This is a genomic window from Enterobacter cloacae complex sp. P40C2, from assembly GCF_014930695.1.
Classification (GTDB): domain Bacteria; phylum Pseudomonadota; class Gammaproteobacteria; order Enterobacterales; family Enterobacteriaceae; genus Enterobacter; species Enterobacter pasteurii.
Genome location: NZ_JADBRP010000023.1, coordinates 1 through 9,811, shown reverse-complemented (window position 1 = coordinate 9,811; position 9,811 = coordinate 1). Strand labels below are relative to the sequence as shown.

The following is a 9,811-nucleotide window of genomic DNA, read 5'->3' as shown; positions in this document are numbered from 1 at the left end:
GTCGTTCCCGCAGTGGCGCTTCAACCTGCGCTCCTCAAACACCGAGCCGGTGGTGCGCCTGAACGTCGAATCCCGTGCCGATACCGCGCTGATGGAAGCGCGAACGAAGGACATTCTGGCGCTGTTGAATCAGTAATACGAAAAGCTGAGCCTGGCCCATTACCCCTCACCCCGGCCCTCTCCCCAGAGGGGAGAGGGTGTTCAAGTTCCCTCTCCCCCCTGGGGAGAGGGTTAGGGTGAGGGGCCCAGGTTTTGGTTGAATAAAGGAACAACGATGACGAATCTAAAAAAGCGCGAACGAGCGAGAACGAATGCATCGTTAATCTCTATGGTGCAGCGTTTTTCTGATATCACCATCATGGTAGGCGGACTGTGGGCGGTGTGTTGGGTCAGCGGGCAGTCGTTCTTCTACATGCATTTGCTGATGGCGTTAATTGCGCTGGTGGTGTTTCAGATGATTGGCGGCATGACCGATTTCTATCGCTCATGGCGCGGCGTAAAAATGACCACCGAACTGATGCTGCTGCTACAGAACTGGACCTTAAGCCTGATTTTCAGCGCGGGCCTGGTGGCGTTCAGCCACGATTTTGATAACCGCCTTGTGACCTATCTCTGCTGGTATCTGCTGACCAGCGTTGGCATGGTGGTTTGCCGCTCGCTGATCCGCTTTGGCGCGGGCTGGCTGCGCAACCGCGGCTATAACCGCCGCTTCGTTGCCGTGGCGGGCGATCTGCCGGTCGGCCGGGTGTTGCTCGACGGCTTCCGCAAAGAGCCGTGGTTAGGCTTTGAAGTGGTCGGTATTTATCACGACGCGAAGCCCGGCGGCGTGCCGTCCGACTGGGCGGGCAACTACGAACAGCTTATTGACGACGCGAAGGCCGGCAAAATTCATAACGTCTACATCGCCATGCAGATGAGGGATGAATCCCGCATCAAGAAGCTGATGCGCGAGCTTGCCGATACCACCTGCTCGGTGATCCTCATCCCGGACGTTTTCACCTTCAACATTCTTCACTCCCGTATTGAAGAGGTCAACGGGGTGCCGGTTGTTCCGCTGTACGACACGCCGCTGTCGGGCATTAACCGCGTGCTGAAGCGCGCGGAGGACATCGTGCTTTCGTCGCTGATCCTGCTGCTGATCTCCCCGGTGCTGTGCTGCATTGCGCTGGCGGTGAAGCTCAGCTCGCCGGGACCGATCATCTTCCGTCAGACCCGCTACGGCATGGACGGTAAGCCGATCATGGTGTGGAAATTCCGCTCCATGAAGGTGATGGAGAACGACAAGGTGGTGACCCAGGCGACGCAGAACGATCCGCGCGTCACCCGCGTGGGCAACTTCCTGCGCCGCACCTCGCTGGACGAGCTGCCGCAGTTCATTAACGTGTTCACCGGGGGGATGTCCATCGTCGGGCCGCGTCCTCACGCTGTTGCCCACAACGAGCAGTACCGCACCCTGATTGAAGGCTACATGCTGCGCCATAAGGTGAAGCCTGGCATCACCGGCTGGGCGCAGATTAACGGCTGGCGCGGCGAGACCGACACGCTGGAAAAAATGGAAAAACGCATCGAGTTCGACCTGGAGTACATCCGCGAGTGGAGCCTCTGGTTCGATATCAAGATTGTTTTTCTGACCATTTTCAAAGGCTTCGTGAACAAAGCGGCGTACTAAGATGAGCTTACGTGAAAAAACCATCAGCGGCGCGAAATGGTCAGCCATGGCCACCATCGTCATCATCGGCCTCGGGCTGGTGCAGATGACGGTGCTGGCACGCATTATCGATAACCACCAGTTCGGCCTGCTGACGGTCTCGCTGGTGATTATCGCGCTGGCCGATACGCTGTCTGACTTTGGTATCGCCAACTCGATTATCCAGCGCAAAGAGATTAGCCACCTGGAGCTGACCACGCTCTACTGGCTGAACGTCGGGCTGGGCATTTTCGTCTTTGTGCTGGTGTTCCTGCTGAGCGACGTGATTGCCGGCGTGCTGCACAACCCGGACCTGGCCCCGCTGATGCGCACGCTGTCGTTTGCTTTTGTGGTGATCCCGCACGGGCAGCAGTTTCGCGCGCTGATGCAAAAAGAGCTGGAGTTCAACAAAATCGGCATGATTGAGACCAGCGCCGTGCTGGCGGGCTTTACCTTCACCGTGGTGAGCGCCCATTTCTGGCCGCTGGCGATGACCGCCATTCTCGGCTACCTCGTTAACTCTGCCGTGCGCACGCTGCTGTTTGGCTTCTTTGGCCGCAAGATTTACCGCCCGGGGCTGCACTTCTCGCTGGCGTCCGTCTCCTCCAACCTGCGTTTCGGCGCGTGGCTGACGGCAGACAGCATTATTAACTATGTGAATACCAACGTCTCCACGCTGGTGCTGGCGCGCATTCTGGGCGCGAGCGTCGCGGGTGGCTATAACCTGGCGTATAACGTCGCGGTCGTGCCGCCGATGAAGCTCAACCCGATCATCACCCGCGTCCTGTTCCCGGCGTTCGCCAAGATTCAGGACGATACCGAGAAGCTGCGCGTCAACTTCTACAAGCTGCTGTCCGTGGTGGGGATTATCAACTTCCCGGTGCTGCTGGGGCTGATGGTGGTGTCCAGCAACTTCGTGCCGCTGGTGTTTGGCGAGAAGTGGAACAGCATCATCCCGATCCTCCAGCTGCTCTGCGTGGTGGGGCTGCTGCGCTCCGTGGGAAACCCGATTGGCTCCCTGCTGATGGCGAAGGCGCGCGTGGATATCAGCTTCAAGTTCAACGTGTTTAAAACCTTCCTGTTTATTCCGGCGATTATCGTGGGTGGACACGTGGCGGGCGCCATTGGCGTGACGCTCGGGTTCCTGCTGGTGCAGATCGTCAATACCGTGCTGAGCTACTTCGTGATGATCAAACCGGTGCTGGGCTCCAGCTACCGTCAGTACATCCTCAGCCTGTGGCTGCCGCTCTACCTCTCGCTGCCAACGCTTGCCGTCAGCTACGGCCTGGGCGTGGTGCTCGGCGGCCATCTGCCGCTGGCGGCGCTGCTTGCGGTGCAGGTCGCGGCAGGCGCGCTGGCCTTCGGCGTGATGATTGTGCTGTCACGCAACGCGCTGGTGGTTGAGATGAAGCGCCAGTTTTGCCGTAACGAAAAAATGAAAACGCTGCTTCGCGCAGGCTAGATATTTAAGAGGCCATTATGAAATTACTTATTCTTGGCAACCATACCTGCGGCAACCGTGGCGACAGCGCCATCCTGCGCGGTTTACTGGATGCAATTAACACCCTTAAGCCTGAGACCGAAGTGGACGTAATGAGCCGTTATCCGGTCAGCTCGTCCTGGTTACTGAACCGTCCGGTAATGGGCGACCCGCTCTACGGCCAGATGAAACAGCACAACAACGCCGCGGGCGTGATGGGGCGCGTGAAGAAGGTGCTGCGTCGCCGCTACCAGCATCAGGTGCTGCTCTCCCGCGTGACCGATACCGGCAGGCTGCGCAACATCGCCATCGCGCAGGGCTTTACCGATTTCGTGCGCCTGCTGTCCGGCTATGACGCCATTATTCAGGTCGGCGGCTCGTTCTTTGTCGATCTCTACGGCGTGCCGCAGTTTGAGCATGCGCTCTGCACCTTTATGGCGAAAAAGCCGCTGTTTATGATCGGCCACAGCGTCGGGCCGTTCCAGGATCCGCAGTTTAACCAGCTGGCAAACTATGTCTTCGGCCACTGCGACGCGCTGATCCTGCGCGAATCGGTCAGCCTCGACATGATGAAGCGCAGCGAGATCGACACGTCAAAAGTGGAGCACGGCGTGGATACCGCCTGGCTGGTGGATCATCAGGTCGACAGCTTCCAGCCGAGCTACGCGGTCCGGCACTGGCTGGACGTGGCGGCGAAACAGAAAACCGTCGCGATTACCCTGCGTGAACTCGCTCCGTTCGATAAACGTCTCGGCACCACCCAGGCGGCGTACGAGAAAGCGTTTGCCGACGTGGTAAACCGCGTGCTCGACAGCGGCTACCAGGTGCTGGCGCTCTCCACCTGCACCGGTATCGACAGCTATAACAAGGATGACCGCATGGTGGCGCTTAACCTGCGCAACCTGGTGAACGATCCGTCCCGCTACCACGTGGTGATGGACGAGCTGAACGATCTGGAGATGGGCAAGCTGCTCTCCGCCTGCGACCTGACCGTGGGCACGCGTCTGCACTCGGCGATTATCTCGATGAACTTCGGCACGCCGGCAATTGCCATTAACTACGAACACAAGTCAGCGGGCATTATGCAGCAGCTCGGCATGCCGGAAATGGCCGTCGATATTCGTCATCTGCTGGACGGTTCGCTTGGTGCGATGGTGGGCGACACGCTCGGCCAGCTGCCTGCAATCAACGAACGTCTGGCGGTGGCGGTGAAAGCCGAACGCGAAAAAGGCATTGGGATGGTGAAATCCGTACTCGATCGCGTCCGGGAGGGGAAATGAAGGTTGGTTTCTTCTTGCTGAAATTCCCGCTGTCGTCTGAGACCTTTGTGCTGAACCAAATCACCGCGTTTATCGATATGGGATATGACGTGGAGATTATCGCCCTGCAAAAGGGCGATACGCAGAACACCCATGCGGCGTATAGCCAGTATGGGCTGGAGGCGAAAACCCGCTGGCTGCAGGATGAGCCGGGCGGGCGGATGAACAAACTGCGCTATCGCGCCAGCCAGACGCTGCGCGGGCTGCATCGCGCGTCGACGTGGCGGGCGCTGAACATGACGCGCTATGGGGCGGAGGCGCGCAACCTGATCCTCTCCGCCATCTGCGGGCAAACGGCGCGGCCGTACCGTGCGGATGTGTTTATCGCCCACTTCGGCCCGGCGGGCGTCACCGCCGCGAAGCTGCGCGAGCTTGGGGTGATTGAGGGCAAAATTGCGACCATTTTCCACGGTATCGACATCTCCAGCCGCGAGGTGCTGAACCACTATACCCCGGAGTATCAGCAGCTGTTTCGCCGCGGCGACATGATGCTGCCGATAAGCGACCTGTGGGCCGGACGCCTGAAAACCATGGGGTGCCCGAGCGAGAAAATTACCGTCTCGCGCATGGGCGTGGACATGGAGCGCTTCACCCAGCGCCCGGTCAAGGTGCCGGGCAAGCCGCTGCAGATTATCTCCGTGGCCCGCCTCACCGAAAAGAAAGGGCTGCACGTGGCCATCGAGGCCTGTCGCCAGCTGAAGGCTCGCGGCGTCGATTTCCACTACCGCATCCTGGGGATCGGGCCGTGGGAGCGTCGCCTGCGCACGCTGATAGAGCAGTACCAGCTGGAAGACGTGGTCGAGATGCCCGGCTTCAAGCCGAGCCACGAGGTGAAGGCCATGCTCGACGAGGCGGATGTGTTCCTGCTGCCGTCCGTGACGGGCGCCGATGGCGATATGGAAGGCATTCCCGTGGCGCTGATGGAGGCGATGGCGGTCGGTATTCCGGTTGTTTCGACGTTACACAGCGGCATCCCGGAGCTGATCACCTCTGAGCATTCCGGCTGGCTGGTGCCTGAAAACAATGCGCTGGCGCTGGCGGACCGCCTGGCGGCGTTCAGTGATATCGATAGCCAGACGCTGGTACCCGTGCTGCAAAACGCCCGACAAAAAGTCGAAGCAGAATTTAACCAGCAGGTAATTAATCGCCAGTTAGCGAGCCTGCTGCAAACGCTGTAACGCTGAGGTTGTATGCTGAAAAAGATTACCCGACGCCGATTTGTCTCTTCTTTATCCGTCCTGGCAGCCATGCCGCTGCTGTCGCCCCGCGCCGCGCGGGCGGCCACCGGAAAGACGGTTTCTGTAGATCGCTATAACCATAACGACTGGATCGCCGCCTTTAAGCAGGCCTTTAGCGAAGGGGATACCGTGGTGGTTCCTGCCGGGTTAACCTGCGAAAACATCAACACCGGCATTTTTATCCCTGATGGCAAAACGCTGCTCGTCCGCGGCGCGCTTAAGGGCAACGGGCGCGGGCGCTTTGTGCTCCAGGAAGGCTGTAAGGTGATCGGCGAGGGGGAAGGGCGCACGCACAACATCACGCTGGACGTCCGTGGCTCCGACTGTGCCATCAAAGGGCTGGCGATGAGCGGCTTCGGCCCCGTCACCCAGATCTACATCGGCGGTAAAAAGCGGCGAGTGATGCGCAACCTGCTCATCGATAATATCACCGTGACGCAGGCCAACTACGCGATCCTGCGTCAGGGGTTCCACAATCAGGTGGACGGCGCGCGCATCACCAACAGCAAATTCAGCCACTTACAGGGTGATGCGATAGAGTGGAACGTGGCGATCAACGATCGCAATATCCTGATCTCGGACCACGTAATCGATAACATCAACTGCACGAACGGCAAGATCAACTGGGGCATTGGCATCGGGCTTGCCGGCAGTACCTACGACAATGATTACCCGGAAAAGCAGACCGTTAAAAACTTCGTGGTAGCAAATATCACGGGCAGCAACTGTCGACAGCTGGTGCATGTCGAAAACGGTAAGCACTTTGTTATTCGTAATATTAAGGCCAAAAATATTACGCCTGACTTCAGCAAAAAAGCGGGAATTGATAACGCGACGGTAGCTATTTATGGCTGTGATAATTTCGTTATTGATAATGTCGATATGGTCAACAGCGCTGGCATGCTAATTGGCTATGGCGTGATCAAGGGCGATTATCTGTCAATCCCGCAGAACTTCAAACTCAACGATATCCGGCTGGATAACCGACAGCTGGCGTATAAGCTGCGCGGAATACAGATTTCATCCGGCAACGCCACGTCGTTTGTTGCCATCACCAACGTTGAGATGCAGCGCGCGACGCTTGAGCTGCATAACAAACCCCAGCACCTTTTCTTGCGCAATATCAACGTGATGCAGGAGTCAACGACGGGGCCAGCCCTGAAGATGAACTTCGACCTGCGTAAAGACGTGCGCGGGAAGTTTATGGCTAAAAACGAGACGCTGCTGTCGCTCGCGAACATAAAAGCGGTGAATGAAAAGGGGCAGAGTTCGGTGGATATCGATCGGGTGGATCAACACATTGTGAATACGGAACGGCTGAATTTTGCGCTACCGCACCGCTAACCGGGACGCAATTTTGCGACTTTTCCTGGCACAGAATCGCGATCTATTCAGATTACAACTACTGTAATTTGTGGTGGGGTAGCTTAGGATTACTTCATATTTACGGCAAATCATGCTGGCGAAAACAGGTTTAAAAGCTATAATTCGTCAACCATTTTAAGGTGGAAGATATAATGATTAATTTGAAAGCAGTCATTCCGGTAGCAGGTCTGGGCATGCACATGTTGCCAGCCACAAAGGCCATTCCTAAAGAGATGCTTCCGATCGTTGACAAGCCGATGATTCAGTACATCGTCGACGAGATTGTTGCTGCAGGGATCAAAGAAATCGTTCTGGTGACGCACTCATCCAAAAATGCGGTAGAGAACCACTTCGACACCTCTTACGAACTCGAAGCGCTGCTTGAGCAGCGCGTTAAGCGCCAGCTGCTGGCAGAAGTGCAGTCTATCTGTCCTCCTGGCGTAACCATCATGAACGTGCGTCAGGCGCAGCCGCTGGGGTTGGGCCACTCCATCCTGTGTGCTCGCCCCGTTGTAGGCGACAACCCGTTTATCGTTGTACTGCCAGATATCATCATTGATACCGCTTCTGCTGACCCGCTGCGTTATAACCTGGCGGCAATGGTGGCGCGTTTCAACGAAACGGGCCGCAGCCAGGTGCTGGCTAAGCGCATGAAAGGCGATCTGTCCGAATACTCTGTTATCCAGACTAAAGAAGCGCTGGAGACGGAAGGGCAGGTGAGTCGTATCGTTGAATTTATCGAAAAACCGGATCAGCCGCAGACGCTGGACTCAGACCTGATGGCGGTAGGCCGCTACGTGCTGAATGCAGATATTTGGGCCGAGCTGGAGAAAACCGCGCCGGGCGCCTGGGACCGTATCCAGCTGACCGATGCGATTGCCGAGCTGGCGAAAAAGCAGTCCGTTGATGCGATGCTGATGACCGGCGACAGCTACGACTGCGGGAAGAAAATGGGGTATATGCAGGCGTTTGTGAACTACGGCCTGCGTAACCTGAAGGAAGGGGCGAAGTTCAGAAGCCGCATTGAGAAGCTGCTGGCTAACGACTGATAGCTCATCACAGGCATAATCGGTTTACGAGCGACAGCCATCATTTTGTTATGTGGTTACATAACTAAAATGATGGCTGTCGCTTTTTTGTTATTAATTCCTATGATAACAGAGAGTTATCTGCTTTAAATCTGGACTGATTTGTAACGATTTGTACTTGTTTCTGATGCGATTTAGGACGACAATTAACGCCAGTTTTTGCAGTTGTCCAGCGCCAGTAAGAGTTCGGTGTCGGACTTCAACAAATGGAACATTTAACCATCGATCAGTGCACTGGTAGCTGTTAAGCCAGGGGCGGTAGCGTGCCTGATGAAGAAATCGCTTTATACATTATAGCCTGCAAGAATAAGTTTTTTCAGCCATAATTACCGATATTCTTTTTTATAAGAAAATTTAGTAATCACTAGTTAAAGTAACTATTGCGATTTTTTTCAATGTAACATTTATATATTTTTTCCTATTATAATTCATGCCGTATTGAGTGTTATGTAATTCAATTAAATTATTATCATATTATAAAATGACTTTTACTAGTCTAATATTATATTTAACCTTATCTTTCAGGGTAAACGTTATAACTCTGAACCTTAGAATGAGTTTACAAAATGAATCACAGTAAAATTTTCCCAGTAATTATGGCTGGTGGAACAGGCAGTCGTCTGTGGCCACTGTCCCGCGTTCTTTATCCCAAACAATTTCTGCGCCTGAAAGGCGATCTCACCATGTTGCAAGCGACAGTTAACCGTTTGCACAATTTGGCATGTAATGATCCGATTATTATATGCAATGAGCAGCACCGTTTTATCGTTGCCGAGCAGTTGCGCCAGCTGAACAAACGCACAGAAAACATCATTCTGGAGCCTGCCGGCCGTAACACCGCACCCGCTATCGCCCTGGCGGCGCTGGCGGCGAAACGCAGCAGCCCGGACTGCGATCCGCTGATGCTTGTGCTGGCGGCTGACCACGTTATCCAGCAGGAAGAGGCGTTCCGCGACGCGGTACGTGCGGCCATTCCTTACGCCGAGCGCGGCAAGCTGGTGACCTTCGGTATCGTGCCGGATATGCCGGAAACCGGATATGGCTACATTCGTCGTGGTGAGGTTCTTCTTGGCGCCGATGAGATAAAAGCTTTTGCAGTAAGAACATTTGTAGAAAAGCCTAATATTGAAACTGCTAACGATTACGTTTCAAGTGGTGAATATTACTGGAACAGCGGTATGTTCCTGTTCCGCGCCGGACGATATCTTGAAGAGCTGGAAAAATACCGTCCGGATATTTTAAGCGCCTGCGAAAAAGCGATGGCGGTGGTGGATCCGGATCTCGATTTCATCCGCGTGGACGAAGAAGCATTCCTAGCCTGTCCGGAAGAGTCCATTGACTATGCGGTCATGGAACGTACGGCGGACGCTGTGGTGGTGCCGATGGATGCGGGCTGGAGTGATGTCGGTTCATGGTCTTCTTTATGGGATGTTAGCGACAAAACTCATGAGGGAAATGTTTGCAGTGGAGATGTGATTGCATTGAACTCTGGCAATAACCTTATTTTGTCAGATACGAGTTTAATAGCCACAGTTGGTGTGCATAATCTAGTTATAGTTCAGACCAAAGACGCGGTGCTGATTGCCGACCGTAATGCCGTGCAGGACGTCAAAAAAGTGGTGGAGAAGATCAAG

The 9,811-nt window shown here is 55.3% G+C and carries 8 protein-coding genes; all 8 read left to right on the top strand.

The window, feature by feature from the left end:
* Positions 1-136: phosphomannomutase (locus tag IM304_RS22120; protein WP_193362883.1), on the top strand; the 136-nt coding region annotated here is incomplete at its 5' end.
* Between the two features lie 138 nt (positions 137-274).
* Entirely contained in the window at positions 275-1,669 is a 1,395-nt protein-coding gene (gene wcaJ / locus IM304_RS22115; RefSeq protein ID WP_193356757.1) for an undecaprenyl-phosphate glucose phosphotransferase, read from the top strand.
* Position 1,670: 1 nt separating this feature from the next.
* The gene (gene wzxC, locus IM304_RS22110; protein WP_193356758.1) at positions 1,671-3,149 is read left to right on the top strand and encodes a colanic acid undecaprenyl disphosphate flippase WzxC; all 1,479 of its coding nucleotides are present in this window, start codon (positions 1,671-1,673) and stop codon (positions 3,147-3,149) included.
* 17 nt (positions 3,150-3,166) lie between these two features.
* A complete protein-coding gene (gene wcaK / locus IM304_RS22105) occupies positions 3,167-4,447 on the top strand; it encodes a colanic acid biosynthesis pyruvyl transferase WcaK (RefSeq protein WP_176609937.1) in 1,281 nt (426 codons plus the stop codon).
* Entirely contained in the window at positions 4,444-5,664 is a 1,221-nt protein-coding gene (gene wcaL, locus IM304_RS22100) for a colanic acid biosynthesis glycosyltransferase WcaL (RefSeq protein ID WP_193356759.1), read from the top strand. Before wcaK ends, wcaL begins: the two co-directional genes overlap by 4 nt.
* Positions 5,665-5,676: 12 nt before the next feature.
* Positions 5,677-7,068 (top strand): colanic acid biosynthesis protein WcaM, encoded by a 1,392-nt coding sequence (wcaM, locus tag IM304_RS22095; protein WP_193356760.1) that lies wholly within the window; start codon positions 5,677-5,679, stop codon positions 7,066-7,068.
* Positions 7,069-7,241: 173 nt separating this feature from the next.
* Entirely contained in the window at positions 7,242-8,138 is an 897-nt protein-coding gene (galF, locus tag IM304_RS22090; RefSeq protein WP_110293152.1) for a GalU regulator GalF, read from the top strand.
* A gap of 605 nt (positions 8,139-8,743) precedes the next feature.
* Positions 8,744-9,811 (top strand): mannose-1-phosphate guanylyltransferase/mannose-6-phosphate isomerase (locus IM304_RS22085; RefSeq protein WP_193362882.1); only part of this gene is annotated, 1,068 nt, incomplete at its 3' end.

Bases quoted from the DNA above. Each gene is read 5' to 3' on its own strand.
- wcaJ (WP_193356757.1), top strand. From the start codon at position 275: ATGACGAATCTAAAAAAGCGCGAACGAGCGAGAACGAATGCATCGTTA.
- wzxC (WP_193356758.1), top strand. From the start codon at position 1,671: ATGAGCTTACGTGAAAAAACCATCAGCGGCGCGAAATGGTCAGCCATG.
- wcaK (WP_176609937.1), top strand. From the start codon at position 3,167: ATGAAATTACTTATTCTTGGCAACCATACCTGCGGCAACCGTGGCGAC.
- wcaL (WP_193356759.1), top strand. From the start codon at position 4,444: ATGAAGGTTGGTTTCTTCTTGCTGAAATTCCCGCTGTCGTCTGAGACC.
- wcaM (WP_193356760.1), top strand. From the start codon at position 5,677: ATGCTGAAAAAGATTACCCGACGCCGATTTGTCTCTTCTTTATCCGTC.
- galF (WP_110293152.1), top strand. From the start codon at position 7,242: ATGATTAATTTGAAAGCAGTCATTCCGGTAGCAGGTCTGGGCATGCAC.